17 protein-coding genes and 1 pseudogene are annotated in these 17,179 nt (G+C 45.9%); 8 read left to right on the top strand and 10 right to left on the bottom strand.

What is annotated here, in order from left to right:
• Positions 1 to 75: 75 nt before the first annotated feature.
• Entirely contained in the window at positions 76 to 3,342 is a 3,267-nt protein-coding gene (locus EXU57_RS00390; RefSeq protein ID WP_243745467.1) for a TonB-dependent receptor, read from the bottom strand.
• A 321-nt stretch (positions 3,343 to 3,663) separates the two neighbouring features.
• Here EXU57_RS00390 and EXU57_RS00385 point away from each other — a divergent pair, with 321 nt between their 5' ends.
• The gene (locus EXU57_RS00385) at positions 3,664 to 4,254 is read left to right on the top strand and encodes a GrpB family protein (protein ID WP_133266185.1); all 591 of its coding nucleotides are present in this window, start codon (positions 3,664 to 3,666) and stop codon (positions 4,252 to 4,254) included.
• A 327-nt stretch (positions 4,255 to 4,581) separates the two neighbouring features.
• On the opposite strand, the gene EXU57_RS00380 is transcribed toward EXU57_RS00385, so the two are convergent.
• Positions 4,582 to 5,634: an SDR family oxidoreductase gene (locus EXU57_RS00380; protein WP_133266184.1), complete on the bottom strand. Its 1,053-nt coding sequence runs from the start codon at positions 5,632 to 5,634 to the stop codon at positions 4,582 to 4,584.
• 442 nt (positions 5,635 to 6,076) lie between these two features.
• Here EXU57_RS00380 and EXU57_RS00375 point away from each other — a divergent pair, with 442 nt between their 5' ends.
• The 7 genes from EXU57_RS00375 (at position 6,077) to EXU57_RS00345 (ending at position 10,905) form a co-directional block, all read left to right on the top strand.
• Complete coding sequence (locus EXU57_RS00375; RefSeq protein ID WP_207955346.1) at positions 6,077 to 6,601, top strand: VOC family protein; 525 nt, start codon at positions 6,077 to 6,079, stop codon at positions 6,599 to 6,601.
• A gap of 88 nt (positions 6,602 to 6,689) precedes the next feature.
• Entirely contained in the window at positions 6,690 to 7,091 is a 402-nt protein-coding gene (locus EXU57_RS00370; protein WP_133266183.1) for a DUF1801 domain-containing protein, read from the top strand.
• 138 nt (positions 7,092 to 7,229) lie between these two features.
• On the top strand, positions 7,230 to 7,793 hold the full coding sequence (locus tag EXU57_RS00365; protein ID WP_133266182.1) for a DUF4256 domain-containing protein: 564 nt from the start codon (positions 7,230 to 7,232) through the stop codon (positions 7,791 to 7,793).
• 209 nt (positions 7,794 to 8,002) lie between these two features.
• Entirely contained in the window at positions 8,003 to 8,578 is a 576-nt protein-coding gene (locus tag EXU57_RS00360; protein ID WP_133266181.1) for a Crp/Fnr family transcriptional regulator, read from the top strand.
• 57 nt (positions 8,579 to 8,635) lie between these two features.
• Positions 8,636 to 9,076 (top strand): carboxymuconolactone decarboxylase family protein, encoded by a 441-nt coding sequence (locus EXU57_RS00355; RefSeq protein ID WP_133266180.1) that lies wholly within the window; start codon positions 8,636 to 8,638, stop codon positions 9,074 to 9,076.
• 222 nt (positions 9,077 to 9,298) lie between these two features.
• Positions 9,299 to 9,673 (top strand): VOC family protein, encoded by a 375-nt coding sequence (locus EXU57_RS00350; RefSeq protein ID WP_133266179.1) that lies wholly within the window; start codon positions 9,299 to 9,301, stop codon positions 9,671 to 9,673.
• Between the two features lie 191 nt (positions 9,674 to 9,864).
• A complete protein-coding gene (locus tag EXU57_RS00345) occupies positions 9,865 to 10,905 on the top strand; it encodes a hypothetical protein (protein ID WP_133266178.1) in 1,041 nt (346 codons plus the stop codon).
• A gap of 46 nt (positions 10,906 to 10,951) precedes the next feature.
• On the opposite strand, the gene EXU57_RS00340 is transcribed toward EXU57_RS00345, so the two are convergent.
• From EXU57_RS00340 to EXU57_RS00305, 8 genes and pseudogenes are all read right to left on the bottom strand, one after another.
• Positions 10,952 to 12,313 (bottom strand): MBL fold metallo-hydrolase, encoded by a 1,362-nt coding sequence (locus tag EXU57_RS00340; RefSeq protein WP_133266177.1) that lies wholly within the window; start codon positions 12,311 to 12,313, stop codon positions 10,952 to 10,954.
• A 52-nt stretch (positions 12,314 to 12,365) separates the two neighbouring features.
• Positions 12,366 to 13,154: a sulfite exporter TauE/SafE family protein gene (locus tag EXU57_RS00335; protein WP_133266176.1), complete on the bottom strand. Its 789-nt coding sequence runs from the start codon at positions 13,152 to 13,154 to the stop codon at positions 12,366 to 12,368.
• Between the two features lie 250 nt (positions 13,155 to 13,404).
• Positions 13,405 to 13,662 carry a hypothetical protein gene (locus EXU57_RS00330; protein ID WP_133266175.1) on the bottom strand — a complete coding sequence of 86 codons (258 nt, stop codon included), beginning with the start codon at positions 13,660 to 13,662 and terminating at the stop codon, positions 13,405 to 13,407.
• A gap of 293 nt (positions 13,663 to 13,955) precedes the next feature.
• Positions 13,956 to 14,435 carry a GNAT family N-acetyltransferase gene (locus EXU57_RS00325; RefSeq protein ID WP_133266174.1) on the bottom strand — a complete coding sequence of 160 codons (480 nt, stop codon included), beginning with the start codon at positions 14,433 to 14,435 and terminating at the stop codon, positions 13,956 to 13,958.
• A 170-nt stretch (positions 14,436 to 14,605) separates the two neighbouring features.
• Positions 14,606 to 15,292, bottom strand: coding sequence for a DUF1349 domain-containing protein (locus EXU57_RS00320; protein ID WP_133266173.1), 687 nt, complete (start codon positions 15,290 to 15,292; stop codon positions 14,606 to 14,608).
• Positions 15,293 to 15,682: 390 nt separating this feature from the next.
• Complete coding sequence (locus EXU57_RS00315) at positions 15,683 to 16,357, bottom strand: YtxH domain-containing protein (protein WP_133266172.1); 675 nt, start codon at positions 16,355 to 16,357, stop codon at positions 15,683 to 15,685.
• A gap of 256 nt (positions 16,358 to 16,613) precedes the next feature.
• Positions 16,614 to 16,814 (bottom strand): annotated as a pseudogene (locus EXU57_RS25850) (DUF3140 domain-containing protein); the annotation flags it as partial.
• A gap of 95 nt (positions 16,815 to 16,909) precedes the next feature.
• A complete protein-coding gene (locus EXU57_RS00305; RefSeq protein WP_133266171.1) occupies positions 16,910 to 17,143 on the bottom strand; it encodes a DUF2945 domain-containing protein in 234 nt (77 codons plus the stop codon).
• Positions 17,144 to 17,179: the final 36 nt, after the last annotated feature.

The following is a 17,179-nucleotide window of genomic DNA, read 5'->3' as shown; positions in this document are numbered from 1 at the left end:
TCGCAAAAACCTGCGAATAAACGAGGATTACCATGGGCTAATCAACTTCCATCAGCAAGGTTCCATACTGAATGCTTAAAAGCTATACCTCAAACCAACCTGCATCTGAAACGGGTCACCAGATGGTGTAACTACCCCTGCAGTGTTTACCCGGTAATTGAATCTTTTGTTTACGGCATCAAAAGCGGGAACCGCAGGGTTTGTTCCGGAAGCAGGTATGCCAATGGCATACAGTGCCTGGTTGCCCAATGATTTATTAACCCCCCAACTTTTGTTGAGCATATTAGCGAAGTTGAACACATCGGCAGATAATTCGATATGATGACTCCTGTATAATTTGAACTTCTTTGTAACCCTGAGATCGATTGTGCCAAAGAAATCATTTATGCCCGCATTCCTGTCCGCAATCCTTCCAAAGTATCGCCTGATATATTCTTTGATACTGCCACTGGCGTCCGGGTTGTCTAAGATCGCTTGTAACCCTGTTCGTACATTCTGAGGAACTTCCGGGTTATTGGGATCAAATACAAATGCAAGGTCGTTGGTGTTGGAAACAAAATCCGCATTACTGTTTGCACCGGAGAGTAAACTATACCGGGTGCCGCCTATACCTGAATAACGAACGCCGATATTTACCCCAAAAAAGGTTGGCAAAGTACCGAAAATCACAACTTTGTGCCTGAACTGGTTGTCTGAATACCGCATAATGCTAAGGTCGCGCGGATCATCTTTAACGGGTAGCGAAAGGGTTGCTGTATTCGCAACGTTTCCATTGTAAGAGGTATTGTCGCGGGTGTCATTCCAGGTATAACTAAAAGAAATGTCGCCATCTTTATAGTACTGGTAGGTTCCATCAAACACTACCGCAAACTGGTTTACTTTTCCTTTGCTATTAAGTTCCAGTACACGTCCCAACTTTTTGCTAACACGACCTTCCAGCCAGTCGCCGGCGCCATTTGTTGGCATGGTGTTAAGCGGCACGTATACTCCACGATTGTCTTCATTTGCAAGCCTGAAGAAAGGTTCAGCAACCATGTTACGGTCAACGTACATGTAGTTGTTCCGTCCGAGTGTCGCATACCCCGAAATGGTTAGCTTGAACTTGCCGGTAAAATAATGACTGTACGAAAAATTGGCTTTGTACATCACAGGAACCTGTGCGTCGGTTGCATTGGTGTTGATTGTTGGCAACTGGTAGGCCGATAGTGTCGGAATGGTAGACGGATCGGCGCGGTAACCATTAAAATTTACTACCGGGATATTCGGTGCCCTTACATCTACCGTAGCAGAATGTTTACCGTCGAATACCAGGTTATTGATAAGTGCGTAGTTATTAATGTCGGAAGCAAATACCCCTGCACCGAAACGAACAAAGTCGGTATGCTTGTCGTTCACATCCCAGGTAAACTGAAAGCGTGGTTGTATAACCGAAGACCTGAGTTTGTTATCGGTACGCAATTCAAGTTCGTCCAGTACCATTTGGTTTAAGGGAGATGTCGGGTAGTGTGCATAGTCGAAACGAAGACCCGCTGTAAGGTCAAGACCTGTTGCAAGGGTGGTTTGCATCTGCGCATAAACCCCCAGGTTTTGTATGTTGCCGATTACACTTGGATCGGGCACAATCGGAACTTCGCGATAGTAACGGTAAGGTTGATTGTTTTCGAAAGCTGCCAGGCTGATGTAATGAAAGCGCCCGTTTACCTCGCTGCCGTATCTTGAATGTGAACGGGTGTTCATAGCGTCGATCCCGAAAGTATATTTTACCTTATTGGTGTTGTAATAAAGGTTGTCAACCACCTGCAGTACATTGTTGTCAAAGTTTTCCTGGGCAAAGCGGTGTCCGCCAATTTGTATGTTAGTGGACCTGGTTACACCTCCGATGGAAGAGGTTACATTCTCAACGATTGCACGCGGAATATTTGCGGATGGCAGATCATCGCCCGGCTCACTGGATTGGTAGGTATACAGGTGTTGCACTTTAAGCTCGTTGGTAAAACGTGAGCTTATTGAAGTACGCAAGGTTGCGAGCAAGCTATTGTCGCGGTTATAGTCGTTGCCCGTAGACTCATATAAGTTGATAGCGGTGTTGTCGGTAAGCCCAAGTTTATTTTTGTCGTTGGTAAAGTTGTTCCTGATGGTCAGCAAGTTCCTGCTGTTGATCTGCCAGTCCAAACGAAGAAATGCAGCATCGGAAGCGCGGTTTTTATCGAAGGATCCATATTGTTGTTTGCTGGAAACCCCATATTTGGCCCTTGCAATACTAACAAAGTTATCCAGGGTCGCCTTGGTAACGTTAAACCGGGTTTCGTCAGCAGGCGATTGAACATCTGCAATTACGAGTGAACGGTTATCCTGCTGGTGATCCCAGGCCATAAAGAAATGGAGTTTGTCTTTGATAATCGGGCCACCAAGCGAAAAGCCATATTGGTAGGTAGAGTAATTGTTGTTCCGGCGGTTACCCCGGATATCGTAATTGCTTGCCAGCCAGTCGGCCCTGCCATACCCGAATACACTTCCGCTAAGTGTATTTGTACCAGATTTGGTAACGGCACTTACTGTACCACCACCTGCGCGGCCGTAAGTAACATCGTACTGGTTGGTTACCACTTTAAATTCACGTACAGCTTCAATAGAAATCGAATATGGTGCACCACTCCGGCTGGTTGTTGAACCTGCCGAGGTTGGATTTTTAGCATTCATACCGTCAATCGTGTAGTTGGTAGAAGAACCCAGTTGCCCCGCGATATTGCCCCCGCGGCTCAGCGGCGAAAGATCCATCAGCGTGGTAAAATTCCGGCCATTCACCGGCAGCCTGGTCATTGTGCGCGACGAAATCGCAGTTGCTGCGCCAATGTTTTCAATTTTGTTTTTCAGGCCCGATGCTACTACCTGCACAACTTCAAGTGTGTTTTCCTGCTGCTGCATGGTAATCTCCACTTTCACGGCGTCGCCCTGGTTAAGTGAATAGCCGCTTACTTTTTGCTCGCCATAACCAATGTAGGTAACGTTAACGGTATAGGGTCCACCAAGGGGCAACTCCTTAAACGTAAATTCGCCTTGTGCGTTGGTAGCCGTTTTGGTGGTAAACCCTGTAGACTCATTCCGAACGGAAACAGAAGCGCCGGCTTGTGGCTTCTTTTCGTTGTTGGTTACGGTTCCGGATATTGATGCCTGGGTTGTTTGGGCAAAAGCGGCCGGGCCCATCAAACAGGTTAGCAGCAATACTAAAAGCAGTACACTTTTTCTCATGGTGTTTTGGGTTGAAGGTTTGGGCGGCGAAACTATGGGTGGTCCTTTGATTGCTTTGTAAGTTGATATTAATACATTGTTACCAATTTTCATAGTACAATTTTTCGGGATATCAGATTACGAAAACCCTTCAAGGTAGAGATGAGCGTTAACAGGGAGATGAGAGATGAGATATGAGAGATGAGATATGAGTCGTAAGGGGGCGCAATGACAATTTTCAGGCAGCGGTAACTACGGAAAGAGTTCTGGTAAGTATGCTGATAGTATCAGCGCAACCAACCTTTTTACATTTTACATTTTTAATTTTTATGGACCAGGCGGTGGTAACATTATTGAACATTGTTGCGTCGCGCTCTTGTACTATGATAACATTACTGAGCGAAATGCCATCCTGGCCCTAACGAAACGACATAGATGATGGAATTAAGGATAGTGGATTATGATCCCGGGTGGCCGGCAGCATTCGAGGCAATTAAGCTCGTTTACAAAGCACACCTGGGAAAACTCATCATTGATATTCAACACGTCGGCAGTACTTCGGTGCCCGGCCTGGGAGCAAAGCCCGTGCTTGACATAGACCTGGTCATCGACAATATGAATGTGTTACCGGCCATTATCCAGCAACTGGGGGAACTCGGATACATCCCTTTGGGTGAAATGGGCATCACAGGTCGATATGCTTTTAAACAGGTGCTGGTACCTGATAATCAGCTAAATCCTGCGCGAAACTGGCCGAAACATCACTTGTATGTTTGTGAGCAGCATAACGTTGCCTTATCAAATCACCTTCATTTTCGTGATCAACTAAGAAAAGATCGTAAGCTGGCGACCCAATATGGCGAACTGAAACGTTCCCTCGCAAAAAACTGTACAAACATGGATGAATATGTTAGTGGCAAAACAGGATTTATCGTGGAGGTGCTCAAAACGGCCGGGCTTGATGAGCAATCGTTGAAGACCATTGTACAGAACAATACTTCAAACCAGTTGGGGGAGATAAAATAGTAAGGTTTCGTATCCTGTCAGGCACTACTGCTTGTAACAGAGCAGGTGGGATCGGCTACTGCTGCGGGATGATGTAAACAGCCCGGAATTACTCAAGCATTTGCCGTAAAACCGACGAATGTGCTTTGTTAGGCAACAGTTGTGCTGCAGAGCCCCAACCATGGTGGCGGGTACAACTGCCTGGAGCATTTATATGGTAAATAAAAAAAGCCGGCGATACATCCCTAAAAAACGTTGTCCTTTGATCTGTGAGTTTGCTATCGCGAAATCAAAAGAAAAACCGTTAGGTAATGAATAGCCGGCTTTGAACATGTTTATAGATCGCCATTAAGGCTGTCCGCTTCCACCTGCTGCACCGTAGACCTGCCCTGTTGAATAACTCGCATCGCTTGCTGCAAGCTGTACAAATATCGAAGCAAGCTCAGCAGGCTGCCCTGGCCTGGCCATAGGCGTGTCGCCGCCGAATTGCTTCAGCTTTTCCATCGTGGCTCCACCACTAACCTGCAATGGCGTCCAGATTGGCCCTGGCGCAACCCCATTAACCCTGATGCCCTTTGGCGCAAGTTGCTTTGCAAGAGATCTTACAAAACTTGTCGTTGCTGCCTTAGTCTGCGCATAGTCGTATAAATCGGGCGAAGGATCAGTGGCTTGTACCGATGTTGTTCCGATGATGCAGGAACCGGGCTTCAAACTCGGCAGCGCCGCTTTGATGATCCAGAAAGGTGCATATATGTTTGTCTTCATGGTTGCATCAAAGTCTTCGGTGCTGATATCCAGGATTGAGGCTTTTGTCTGCTGGTGCGCGGCATTGCTTATCAATATGTCGAGTCCACCAAGTGCCTGGATCGCTTCTGCTACCAGTCTTTTACAAAAAGCCTCTTCTCTCAAATCACCGGGAATGGCAACCGCTTTGCGGCCTTCCGCCTTAATCAGGGCTATTACTTCTTTTGCATCCTCTTCCTCGAGTGGATGATAATTGATAGCTACGTCTGCGCCTTCACGTGCATAAGCAATCGCCGCCGCACGGCCGATACCCGAGTCTCCACCTGTAATCAATGCCTTTCGGCCATTCAGGCGTCCTGAGCCTTTGTAACTTTTTTCGCCATGGTCCGGACGGGGATCCATTTTGCTTCCGAGTCCCGGCCAGGGTTGTGATTGTTCTTTAAAGGGAGGCCTGGGATACTTTGTGGTCGGATCCTCTAATTTATCCGGTGCGCCTGCATATGGGGCAGCGCTTGCCGGCAAAACAGGTGCAACCATTGCTGCCGCCAGGCCGGCACCCAGGCCACCGATTGCCTTACGCCGGCTTATGGCTTGATCTGCTGTTTCTGATAGTACTTCCTGCGAACCTTCGGTTCCGTTAATTTCTGCTTTTGTCATAGAAAATAGTTGATTGTTTAATTTGTTTAATCGTCGCCCAGTCAAAGACACGCCATACTAACACAGGTTTTATCATTGGGCTTTGGGGTACCTGGCGACAAAAACTACACCCCGAAGAGACCGCTGGCCATGGCATTTCCTGATCAAATCTTATGTATAACATCTTCTACACCTGTCTCGGAAAGCCTACAGGCGGTTGTACACATTAAATGTTTAAGGCTGCACTAGCGCGGCTCAGCTAATATTATTACTTTGTCGGGGTACAACACACGCATTGGAGCAAGTCATCCTGCTTTAAAAGAAAAGTTGAAAAACGGAAGAGGAACATGCGGCGCCAAACGAGACCGGAATACTTAAACGTCGCTGTACTATAGCCGGGGAGCACCAGGAAAGACCAGGGGTCGTTTTCCACAAAATGCATTATTCATAAACGACACTAACCATGAAAAAATCGGTTGTTTCTACTTTGCCACTATTGTTGATGTTTTGTCTTGGGTTCGCATTTAAGTCGTACATAACACCGGCAAAAGATGAAGCGCCGCTCAAACGGGTGACCGGGATTGGTGGGATCTTTTTTAAATGCAAAGACCCTGGGAAAGTACGCGATTGGTATAAAACTCACCTGGGTTTAAATTCCGATAAATATGGAACGGTGTTCGAGTGGAGGCAAGGTGCAGACAGCAGTAAAAAGGGCTTTACCCAGTGGAGTCCATTTGCCGAAACCACCAAATACTTTGGCCCTGCCGAACGAACATTTATGATCAACTACCGGGTAGCCAATATGGACCAATTGGTAAAGCAGCTGAAAAACGAAGGGGTTCAGGTAATGGACAGCATCCAGGTTGTTGAATATGGCAAGTTTGTGCATATTCTTGATGTCGAAGGCAACAAGGTTGAACTTTGGGAGCCAAATGATATTGAGTATGAAAAAATGGGCAACAAGCTTGGGAGCACAACAACCAAATAATTCGACTGCGTCTACTTTAGTGACGGCACCACTTACATTGATACACATAACCAGCGTTGCAGATTATCCCGAACCAACACTTTAATCCATGGCAGAAATAAAAACAAAGCCTACGGCAGTTGACGTGATCGACTTTATCAATTCAGTAGAGAGTCCACAGAAAAGAGCCGATAGCTTTACCATTCTTGAGATCATGAAGGAAGCGAGGGGTGAGCAACCTAAGATGTGGGGCAGCTCGATTGTTGGCTTTGGCGACCTCCGGTATAAGAGCCCCACATCAGGTAGAGAGGTAGACTGGTTTGTAATAGGGTTCTCTCCCCGGAAAGCAAACCTATCCTTGTACCTGGGACTTAATGTGCAGCAGCATGCAGCGGCTCTTAAAAAGCTTGGGAAATACAAAACAGGGGTTGGCTGTTTGTACATCAACAAATTATCCGATGTAAATATGGACGTTCTTAAAGACATGATTGTTGCCGCAGCGAAACCATAATCTACAATGACTTAATAAAGCCTGGAAACCACAGTTTGCCGTACATACTTGCCGAAATCAATACATAGTACATTAGCCTAAAACCCCCGATTTGGTAAACTACCATCTTCGAACTGCAACCATTTTAATTTTATAACAATGGCAGAAACAAAACAATTATCACAGGCTGATCGTGAGGCCCTGATTCAAATTCTAAAAACCCGGTTCCAAAAAAATGGTAAACGGCACAAGGGTTTGGAATGGAGCAAAGTGCAGCAAAGACTGGAATTACACAGTGACAAACTTTGGTCGCTACAGGAAATGGAAAACACCGGTGGGGAACCAGATGTAATTGGCACCGACAAAGTAACCGGAGAATACCTTTTTTATGATTGTTCTGCCGAAAGCCCAAAAGGTCGCAGAAGTGTATGCTACGACTATGAGGCGCTTGAAGCAAGGAAAGAGTTTAAGCCGGAAAATACCGCAGTTGATATGGCTGCCGCTATGGGCATAGAGCTGCTATCGGAGGCACAATACCGGGAACTTCAACAGGTCGGGCCTTTTGATATGAAAACTTCAAGCTGGGTAAAGACACCGGATGACATCAGGGAACTTGGGGGTGCCCTATTCTGTGACTACCGTTATGGGCACGTTTTCCTGTACCACAACGGTGCCCAGTCGTATTATGCGGCACGTGGTTTCCGGGGACTACTCCGGGTGTGACTACTAACGGATCCCTTAAACATGGCCCTTTTTGAAACGATTGGCTTCCTGGAACAAACAAAATTTTATTACACCTTAACGCATTATGGTAAAGCTACCGCCAACTGCCATTAACCCGAACTGTTATCCTGCGGGGGTAGCCAACCTGATTACAATTACGTTCAACCGGTGAGGATTAACAGCACCAGCTGTATCCGCATCTACCCCTTATGTCAGATATTTTAAAACAGCACATTAGAAAGTTCATCAAGCTCAGCGATGAAGATTTTGCTGGTGTGCTCGCCTATTTTGTAGCTGTTGACCTTGATAAAAAGCAAAACTTACATGTTGAAGGAAGAATTTGTAACAGCAACAGTTTTGTTGTCAAGGGTTGTTTGCGGATGTTTTTCGTAAACGAAAAAGGCGTTGAACAAACCATACAGTTTGCGCTTGAGCACTGGTGGCTCGCCGATTATATTTCCTTCTCAACAAGGCAACCTTCCGAATTCTATATACAGGCAGTAGAAAAATCAAACGTGTTAACCATCACTGCAGAGGAGCAGGAAAAGTTGCTGACAACCTATCCAATCATGGAAAGGTACTTCAGGTTGATCCATCAACGGGCACATGCTGCCGCACAATTCAGAATCAAAACCCTGTATAATTTTTCGCGCGAACAAATGTATCATCAATTCGCCAGTAACTACCCCGATTTTGTACAACGGATACCACAATACCTCCTTGCTTCATTTTTAGGATTTACACCAGAATACCTTAGCGAGATAAGAAGTAAAAGAATTTCTTAAACCAGTTTAAGCATGTTCCGCACCACCCCTGTTTAGCTTTGATCTAAAATAAAAAATATGGAACAAAGAATAAACATCGAAACGGCATCTTCCGAAGCATGGAAAGCCTTGTATGCCCTGTCGGTAATTACCAGCAAGTACGACCTATCCCCTATTCAAAAGCACCTGATTAAAGTAAGGGTATCGCAGATAAATGGATGTGCGTACTGTATCAACATGCACACGAAAGAGGCCCTTAGATCGGGCGAAACACAGCAGCGTTTGTTTCTGCTAAGTGCATGGAATGAGACCGACCTGTTTACACCGGAAGAAAAAGCCATGCTACGATTAACAGAAGAGGTCACATTAATCCATAACCACGGTGTGTCGGACCAAACCTACCAGGAAGCGGGAAAGTATTTCAGCCCTGAAGTGATTGGCCAGATCATCATGTCGGCGATAACCATGAATGCCTGGAACAGGATCGCGGTCAGCACGCATAAGCCGATTGTTGATTAACCTGCAATCTTTTATTCCGTGAACCAAAGGCTTGTTGGGGCAATAAGCCTTTGGTTTTTGCAGGGGAGTGACTTGCTCACTATTAAGACGATTGCGGCTGTTGTATTACCGGGATTGCAATTGGCTGATCAACTGATCACGATGCTTGTTTGCAGCATTTTGACTGCCCAAGATTTCCGTTGCGATTCCGTAAACCTACAATTAAAAATATCAACTAAAACGATGAACTTAAACCAGGTTACCATTTCGGTAACAGATGTTGAGCGGTCGATCCGGTTCTACCAAATGCTTGGATTGGAAATGATCGTAGAAGCGCTGCCGCATTATGCAAGGTTCATTTGCGATGGTGATGCAACGTTCTCACTACATAAAGTTGGAAAGCCACCCGATGGTTCTGCAACCTGGGTCTACTTTGAACTCGATGATCTCGACCTTTTTGTACAAAGCCTTCTCAGCAAGGGAGTGCGCTTTGAGGAACTTCCAAATGATAAGCCCTGGCTGTGGAGGGAGGCGAGGCTTCGTGATCCTGACGATAACATTATCATACTTTATCACGCGGGGGAAAACAGGAGAAACCCGCCCTGGAGATTAAAGTAGAGTTTCCGGGGTTCAATCTACTCGCATCGCTAAAGCTGCTCTGGCAACTGATGCCGATTACATTCCCTGGTGTGCAAGTTGATGTTGAGGCAATGTCGCTTTCCAGGTCCTTGCATAGATTTGAAGCAATGATCAATATAGCTGGCAAAGTACCGGCAGATATAACATTATCTTAGCCTTGAAATTATTGCATGAAAAAGATACTGGGCAAGCTACTTCATTCACATCTGACTCGCCCGTTTGTGAGCTCACCTGCAGGCAGTTCCATAAACGTGACGGACTTTACTCCAGGGTATTTCCATTCATTTGGCACCAACAACAGCGATAAAATGTTCTATGTAATCTGGCTGGCAAATGGAGGATCGGGTTTTTTCTCAAATTTTGCTAACGTATTATGCCACCTGTACATAGCCGAAAGTCTTAACATGATACCCGTGATTGATTTCCGGCAATTCAAAACCATCTATAATGTCGCCGACGAAGTAAATGGCACTTCAAACGCCTGGGAGTATTATTTTAAGCCGGTGTCGAACTTTACGCCTGAGGAAGTTTACACCAGCAAAAACGTGTTTTTCTGTAGCGGGCACTACCCACCGCAATTTTCTTACAACCTCAGCGAACTAACTCAACTTTTTCCGTTGTACAATAGCCTGGTGCAGTTTTCACCTGCCTTAACCGAGCGGATTAACCGCTATAAAGATAAGTTCCGGGGAAGGGTGCTGGGCATTCACTTTCGCGGGCAGGAGATGAAGATAGCAGCTGCTCATCCATTGCCGCCGACCGAAAAACAGATGCTTGCTTACACTGCAGAAATCATCAGCAAAAACCATATCGACAAATTGTTTCTTGTGACCGAACATGAGCCATACCTGGATCTTTTTAAAAAGCACTACGGAGACAAACTTATTTATACTGATAGCTTCCGCACCCGGGGTGAGAACGCCTACAATCAAGATCCCCGTAAACATCACCGGTACCTGCTGGGCCTTGAGGTTTTAACCGATACTTTGCTGCTGGCTGACTGCACCGGGTTATTGTGTGGAAATTCCAATGTATCAGAATTCGCAAAGTTCGCAGGCACGGGAAAGCTCGAATTTGTTTACAACATCTTCAATGGCATGAATTCATCAAATCGTTTACTTGCCCGTTACCTATACCGCATAAGGAAGCATACCATCGGCTTTAAAACGGACATCACAATCGACCATCCCATACTGCAAAAATCCGTTTAGCGCCCATGCTGCCAATAGACTTTGGAACGCAGCACTACAATCCCAATCAGGCATGTTGAAATGCTTTCACCGCATCGCCAAGGTCGAATACAGGGATGTTCCCGTTTAGCTTAACTTGGATAATCGAAGCCCCTGCTGCGCTGCGATACCCGCCGGCGCAGTGTACCACGATTGGTTTGTCAACAGGTATCTCATCCAACCTGTCTCGTAATTCGTGCAAGGGAATTGGCAGGCTCGTTTGAAATACTTTTCCATCTTTCACCTCCGAAGTATTCCTGACATCAACAATTGTATAGTGCTCTACCCGTTGCCTGAATACCTCAACATCGAGAATCGGTGAGGTTCCCGGTGCATTCTCTATAACAAAGGTTTCCTGTATCTGTGGTTCATAACCTATAGCTGCTGCGCGCTCCAGCAGGTGTTGTAACTGGGTTGTATTATCGCCTGCCAGGTAAAAAGATTCATGTGGCTTTATTACACTGCCTAACCACGTTTCAAACTTTGGACCTTCCATCAGATTTATGGCATTGGGCAGGTGCCCCAATTTATACGCGCGTTCATTTCTGGCGTCGATGATGATCGTGCCGGCATCCAGCCTTTTAGCATCATGGTCATTTCTTATCGGATCACCTGATTTGACGGCCTGTATACTCTTTCTGAATGCTGGTGCACCTTCAAGGTTTAAGGCTACATCGTAGGGAAAGTAAGCGGGCACGAATGGTTGGTCGCTTAACAAAGCTTGTATAAACTCGCTTTCCGACATGGGTTGAAGCGACCAATTTGCGTGCTTCTCCTGCCCTATTGTACTGCTGCTGGCTTTGCTGATGCCTTTCCCACATAAACTACCGGCACCATGAGCAGGATAAACGACAACATCATCTTTAAGATCCATATACTTGTCTCTTAAAGTGTGATACATCTGCCGGGCGAGCTCCACCTTCATGCTGTTTGGCTTACCTGGTTCCTCACGTAAGTCTGGCCGGCCGCAGTCGCCAATAAAGAGCGTATCCCCTGTAAATAGGGCTTTTTGACGCCCACCGTGTTCCATTAAAATGGAGATACTATCGGCTGAGTGGCCGGGGGTATGTAAAATCCTGAGTGTAATTTTTCCAAGTTCAATAGTGTCTGCGTCAAATACCGGGATGTGCGGATATGCCGCCCGGGCCAGGTTGCCCGTATATATGTTTGCGCCGGTGATATTGCTGAGTTCTGCATGCCCGCTTACAAAGTCAGCATGGGGATGTGTTTCAAGGATACCCGTAATGGAAGCATGGTTCTGCTCAGCATAATCGAGGTATTGTTTCGGATCACGAAGCGGGTCGACCAGAATAATCTTGCGTTCACAGTCGCTGAGTATTGCGTAGCTAAATTGCGCAAGGTCCTCATCTTCCCATTGTCGTATTTGCATGGTGGTAGCGGTTTTAAGCAAACCTACGCTGATCAGGACCAAACCTGCGAGCCTAGTTCAGGATGGTTTCCCTGATGATAATGTAAATGCCCATCACCAGCACGAACCAGCCAAACCCTTTTTTCAACTTTTCGCTATTTACCCGCTGGTTGAAATACCCGCCAATGAAAATTCCTGCGATGGCAATGGCTGAAATAAGCATAATAAACATCCAATCGATTGGGTGGCGGCCAATGTCGCCCACGAAACCAATGAGCGAATTTAGTGCAATGATTAAGAGAGATGTGCCGATCGCTTCTTTGATTGGCAACTTCATAAGTAAAACCAAAGCAGGAATTAACAGGAATCCTCCGCCCGCGCCGAGAAAACCCGTAACAAGGCCAATCATAAATCCGTATGCTACTAACCTCGCTGGTTTGGCGTTCATCCTTTCGCCTGGTTCGATATTCCTGCTGCTGATCATAGAGCCTGAAGCAGCTAACATCAGCATGGCAAATACGACCATTACAAAAAGGCTATGGGTAACTTTGAAATGACCAATGGTAAAAAACACATCGGGCAGAAAAGGAATTATAAACTTACGGGCGATAAACACCGTGGTTATAGAAGATGATCCAAATAGCAGTACCGTTCTGAAATTGACCAGACCCTTTCGATAATTATTGAATGCACCTATCAGGCTTGTTAAGCCTACAATAAACAGCGAGTAAGAAATGGCAATTGTAGGTGAAATAGCAAACAGGTAAACCAACACGGGCACGGTTAAAATAGAACCGCCTCCACCAATAAGGCCGAGGGTAACCCCAATAAACAATGATGCGATATATCCCGCAGCTTCCATGGCGCAAATCTAAAGCGATTAGCGTGTCTGGAGTGTGATATTTGCAACAGGTAACGGCAGGCTGACCTTAACCGATCCAGGTATTTTCAGGCTTAGATGCATTGAATAGTGCATACCTTGGTAACCCGCAGGAAAGCCCTCCTAAGGTCCATCAAACTACTTCCCTTCGGTTTCACAAGTATGCTTTTTCCAACATATCGGAACAGTAAAGTATGCCTGCCTTACTGTCCCCACTTGCCAGGTCATCACCCTAGTTCTCCACGGAATCTTTCACGATTACCGGAGGTTTAAAACGTACAGGCTTTTGCGCCTTTTTTCGGGATGGCTTATCGCGAACTATTGTAGGCGGATTGAACTTTACTATTCTACCCTTTTGATGCCGCGGAGCTTCGTCATTTTTTACGATGACCGGTGGTTTAAACTTCACGGTAGTGGAGTCTGCCTGTTTTTGAGCAATGCAGCGTGTGGAAAAACTCGTTACCAGGATGGCTAAGATCAGGTACTTCATCTTGTATGTTTCCTGCATAGATACAGAAGCTAGGCAATTTCCATACTGCTTCGTAGCAGAAATAGGAATAAGTCCGCTACCATTCCCATGCAGGTAAGCATACGTGTGTGATCACACGGGCTCACGAGCAAAAATTCGAGATCGTGAGCCCGCGTGAGGGATTGCGTGGAAAGCCCGCAGCCCCGCCTTAGCGGGGTGAGGACTTGGAACAAAAGCCCGACCCCAACCCCTGTTGGGGGGCACGCCCAAAAATATAAGCTGCTATTTGCTTCAACTACCCCGTTCAGATGCAATCAAACCACTTTACGAAACATGGTATTTACATCATCGGCCGATGTCTTTTTAAAACCCATCTTTTCTATGAGGCGTATGGCTTTCGAATTCGCTGAAGTTGTCGAGGCCAATACGGTTTTTATTCCCAATTCCTGGTTGGCAAAGTGGGTAAGCAGGTCCAGCGCTGATTGCATTAGTCCAAGTCCCCAATATTCAGGAAGTAGTGCGCCACCCATCTCTATTTCGTTTGCTTGTTTGTTCCAATCGTGCAACGCACAGTCGCCAATTATGAGACCTGGTTTTTCTATTGACCTTATGGTAAAGATGTATTCGCAGCTCCTGATGAGCCGTAGCGTAAATTCTAACGACGTTTCATTCCCCTTTAAAGCTCCTTCGTCGAAATACTTGCTTACCTCCGGGTGCGTATTAACCCGAAAAAAGGCTGTGTGATCAGCAATGGTTAGGGGGTGAAGGACCACAAGCTTGTTGGATAGCACCATTGGGAAAGTTGTTGTTAATTAAGCGAGCGACCCAATACTGTGATTACCGGGCGAGCCATTCCTGTAGTGGCTGGTGGCACAATAGGTAAGCACTGCGCACCGTGGGCAGCAACAATTATGTGACCCGGATTACTGAGCCTGTTGTAGTGATTGGTAAAGCATTTCGGGAATTATATTCCCATGCGAAAATCTTTGATGCTGTTTTGCGTTAACGAAAAATCTTCAAAAACAGCGCTTGTTCCATTACCGACAGGGGCCTGTGTACTGACACCTATCCAGGCCTCAGCCGGGTAATCGTTACGGAATAGCCTAACCAATTGCCAGGTTTTTTTGTCGATTGAATAGTAAAAGCCAATCGTTTTTGTGTCTGAAGAGATCTTCATGTACATGCTTGCGCTGTCAATCACATCATGGTTGTTATCGTCCGAAGTTTCGATGGTTCGCACGGTTACTGCACGGGTAAGCATCCTTTCATCCCGCTCGAATGCAAACTTGAACCATTTGTTCTGGTTCATATAGATGTACATCGTGCCGGCGTCGTAAACATCGTTGAAAGTTGGTGTGACCTTACTTATAAACGTGAAAGGCTTGCTGTTATCGAGCCGGGCAAGCAGCACAGGAGCGGTGTTATTGGAAAGCTTTCCGTCGGGATCATTGAAGTTGTCGGATTTGGCATTGGCTTTAAGGATGAGCCTGCCGCTTTCTATACTTACCAATGAGCTGGCGTTATTAAGGGACTTCGTGAACTCAATACCCGGAAGTTTTACTGAACATTCCTCCCCTTTTGCCACCGGGGTATTTTTGCATCCCGACAACAGTACAAGCACAGTGAGCGTAAAATAAAATAGTTTGTTCATATAATATTGGTTGGTTGAAAAAGGCATTGTAGGTGCAAATCCAGCATGGATAATTACGCCCGTAATAAGATGACGGCTTCTAATTTATAAACAAAAAGATATCGCCAATGCATCACGTATTGGCATATATTGAATAAAACAGACATGCACAAGATAACCTGAAATTGGAACAGGTTTGTTTTAACCGCTTACAAATAAATGATTGCCTGATCCAGGTTCAAAATCAACTAATCATTGCACGCTACGACCAAGTTTTTGCTTTACAGCAACCGCTAATTCAGTAAAAACATAAAGGGCTGCTTCGGTTCGAAGCAGCCCTTTATCATAGACCCCAATGGTACGGTATTTAAGGCTAATATTCGCCTGCCTTAAACTAAGGTGTCAACTAGCTTATGGATGAGCGGAACCGGTAGTAGAGGCATTTCCCTCATCACCTGAACGACCAAATTCTTTTTTAATCAGGTCTACAGCGATGTCTTTTGCTGCGTCTATGGTCTCGCTATACTCTTCCTGCAAATGGGAGGCTTTCTCCTGAAGGTTATGGGCGAGTTCTTTACCTTTTGCTGCTAAGCGTGTCCTGGTCTGTTTACCTTTTTCAGTTGTCAAACTCCAGATGATAGCGCCTGCAACACCTGCGATGACTGCGCTCACCAGCAACTTGTTGTTATGATCCTCGTCAGAATAGTCTGACTCGTATAAGCTACTGGTAGCATAATTATTTTCGTTGGGATAAGATGAACCAGTACTGCTACCTTTTGACATTCCCAACTTCTGTTTTCCTTTTTCGATCAGGTCTGCTGCACCTTCTTTTGCTGCCTCAAATTTGTTTGCTACAGCGTCGGTCACCCCAGACACCTTGTGCTTCAGGTTGTCAGCAACTTTCTTTCCGCTCTCGGCTGCGCGGTGCCTAATTTCCACACCTTTTTCGGTAAAAGCACCTGCTACAAGCGAGCCTACAGCGGCCCCGGCGAGGGCGCCAATTACCAGTTTTGTGATATCGTTTGAGTCTCCACTAGTTGTTGAAACATAATGGTCGTCGTTAAAGTCTGTTGATTCGTAATTCATAAAACGGTGTTTTAAACGTGGTTGAATGTTTAATTGTACAATACACCTTAAAAAACAATGCCATGCATGATGATTACACAGTATAAGCTATGCCACCCGGAAGAGCCCGCTGACAAGTTCCTGGAAACCGCACGGCCAGGTATAAACAAGCTTAGGAACAATAAATTAGGACGAGTCGAACCCAGCTCTTCAGGCTCTCCCACGGGCAACTGCAAGACGCTATAGCATTACCTTATGCTCCGATCGTATCCCCGGTTCACCAGGCTGTAACGCCAATTTGTATGGCTGATGTCGCCAACAGGGCGCTGTACAAGGTGACGATAATATACCCAACTACCGTACGCATATGGGTGATATGGGCTGCTGTATAATCCGCCTGACGTTTGTTTAGTATTTGTACGATGTGCCGACCAGACTCGTGCTCAACCGACTCGTCTTTTCCTGGTTTACGAAAGCCTACGCTGTTGGCTCCGCCGACTTAAGCCATTCGGCAAATTTCGTAGATGGCATGTTTACAGCTTCCCTGAAGTGCTTAATGTGTGTTTGTCATCATCACTCATCCTTCTTCGTTTTTTTTGTCAATGCTTCCGGTTTATGAGCGGCCAGCTTTTTACTCTTGCTGGTTTCGACCAGGTACTCAGGGTTTTCTGCAGATGCGGCTACTTCATGACCCTTGATTTTCATTGGTGCGGTAAGCTTTTTCTTAACTGTTCCAGAAGTTTTCCCCTGGGGAGTTTTCCACTCCACCTCGTCGCCCTGTTTAAGCGTTTTAGTAGCTTTTGCCATAACGTATAAGGTTTGATTTTCATTCAAACACCCGAT

Origin of the sequence: Segetibacter sp. 3557_3, assembly GCF_004354985.1 — a bacterium.
Taxonomy (GTDB): domain Bacteria; phylum Bacteroidota; class Bacteroidia; order Chitinophagales; family Chitinophagaceae; genus Segetibacter.
This window is presented reverse-complemented; position numbering and strand designations above follow the sequence as displayed.

Excerpts from the sequence above, each read along its gene's own strand:
- EXU57_RS00320 (WP_133266173.1), bottom strand. The coding sequence starts at position 15,292 with ATGAACAAACTATTTTATTTTACGCTCACTGTGCTTGTACTGTTGTCG.
- EXU57_RS00380 (WP_133266184.1), bottom strand. The coding sequence starts at position 5,634 with ATGACAAAAGCAGAAATTAACGGAACCGAAGGTTCGCAGGAAGTACTA.
- EXU57_RS00315 (WP_133266172.1), bottom strand. The coding sequence starts at position 16,357 with ATGAATTACGAATCAACAGACTTTAACGACGACCATTATGTTTCAACA.
- EXU57_RS00360 (WP_133266181.1), top strand. The coding sequence starts at position 8,003 with ATGTCAGATATTTTAAAACAGCACATTAGAAAGTTCATCAAGCTCAGC.
- EXU57_RS00385 (WP_133266185.1), top strand. The coding sequence starts at position 3,664 with ATGATGGAATTAAGGATAGTGGATTATGATCCCGGGTGGCCGGCAGCA.
- EXU57_RS00345 (WP_133266178.1), top strand. The coding sequence starts at position 9,865 with ATGAAAAAGATACTGGGCAAGCTACTTCATTCACATCTGACTCGCCCG.
- EXU57_RS00330 (WP_133266175.1), bottom strand. The coding sequence starts at position 13,662 with ATGAAGTACCTGATCTTAGCCATCCTGGTAACGAGTTTTTCCACACGC.
- EXU57_RS00325 (WP_133266174.1), bottom strand. The coding sequence starts at position 14,435 with ATGGTGCTATCCAACAAGCTTGTGGTCCTTCACCCCCTAACCATTGCT.
- EXU57_RS00335 (WP_133266176.1), bottom strand. The coding sequence starts at position 13,154 with ATGGAAGCTGCGGGATATATCGCATCATTGTTTATTGGGGTTACCCTC.
- EXU57_RS00340 (WP_133266177.1), bottom strand. The coding sequence starts at position 12,313 with ATGCAAATACGACAATGGGAAGATGAGGACCTTGCGCAATTTAGCTAC.
- EXU57_RS00390 (WP_243745467.1), bottom strand. The coding sequence starts at position 3,342 with ATGAAAATTGGTAACAATGTATTAATATCAACTTACAAAGCAATCAAA.
- EXU57_RS00355 (WP_133266180.1), top strand. The coding sequence starts at position 8,636 with ATGGAACAAAGAATAAACATCGAAACGGCATCTTCCGAAGCATGGAAA.
- EXU57_RS00375 (WP_207955346.1), top strand. The coding sequence starts at position 6,077 with ATGAAAAAATCGGTTGTTTCTACTTTGCCACTATTGTTGATGTTTTGT.
- EXU57_RS00370 (WP_133266183.1), top strand. The coding sequence starts at position 6,690 with ATGGCAGAAATAAAAACAAAGCCTACGGCAGTTGACGTGATCGACTTT.
- EXU57_RS00365 (WP_133266182.1), top strand. The coding sequence starts at position 7,230 with ATGGCAGAAACAAAACAATTATCACAGGCTGATCGTGAGGCCCTGATT.
- EXU57_RS00305 (WP_133266171.1), bottom strand. The coding sequence starts at position 17,143 with ATGGCAAAAGCTACTAAAACGCTTAAACAGGGCGACGAGGTGGAGTGG.
- EXU57_RS00350 (WP_133266179.1), top strand. The coding sequence starts at position 9,299 with ATGAACTTAAACCAGGTTACCATTTCGGTAACAGATGTTGAGCGGTCG.